At 47.1% G+C, this 510-nt stretch carries 1 protein-coding gene; it reads right to left on the bottom strand.

From position 1 onward, the window contains the following. Nucleotides 1-510 (bottom strand): pirin family protein (locus tag ACS8FC_RS21070; protein WP_459112998.1); only part of this gene is annotated, 510 nt, incomplete at both ends.

Genomic DNA, 510 nt, shown 5'->3' with positions numbered 1-510 from the left:
GTTCATCGTTATCGGTAGAATAGGTAAGCTCAATAGTATCGGTAGCAGCATCAGATAAAGGTACAGGTTGAGAATCTACAGATGGTTTAGTCGGCGCTGCAAACTGAATCAAATTGCCCGCATCAATAGAGGTGCCATTGACCAGTACTTGGCCTTCTTGTACGAGGAGTAAGGTGTTGTGTGTGCAGGGTACTTGTAGCGTTGTTGTGCCTGCGGTATGCAGCGCGATATCCCATAGGTTGACTGGCGTAAAGGTCACCGCACTACCTGTGACGCCATGCCAGTCACCTGCAATGATGGCAACTTGACCGATGACCGTTTGTTTGTCAGCATTTTGAGCAACAGTATCTTTAGCAACAGTGTCTTGAGAGTCGTCATTGCGATTGTCCATCAATTCTATGATAGGCATCTCACCACGTTTGATAAACTGATATTTAGGATCAGTCAGCTTGTGCGCGCTAGGTAGATTGACCCACATTTGAACCATACTAAACACACCACCGCGCTGCC

It is taken from the genome of Psychrobacter sp. 1Y4 (assembly GCF_051847555.1).
This window is presented reverse-complemented; position numbering and strand designations above follow the sequence as displayed.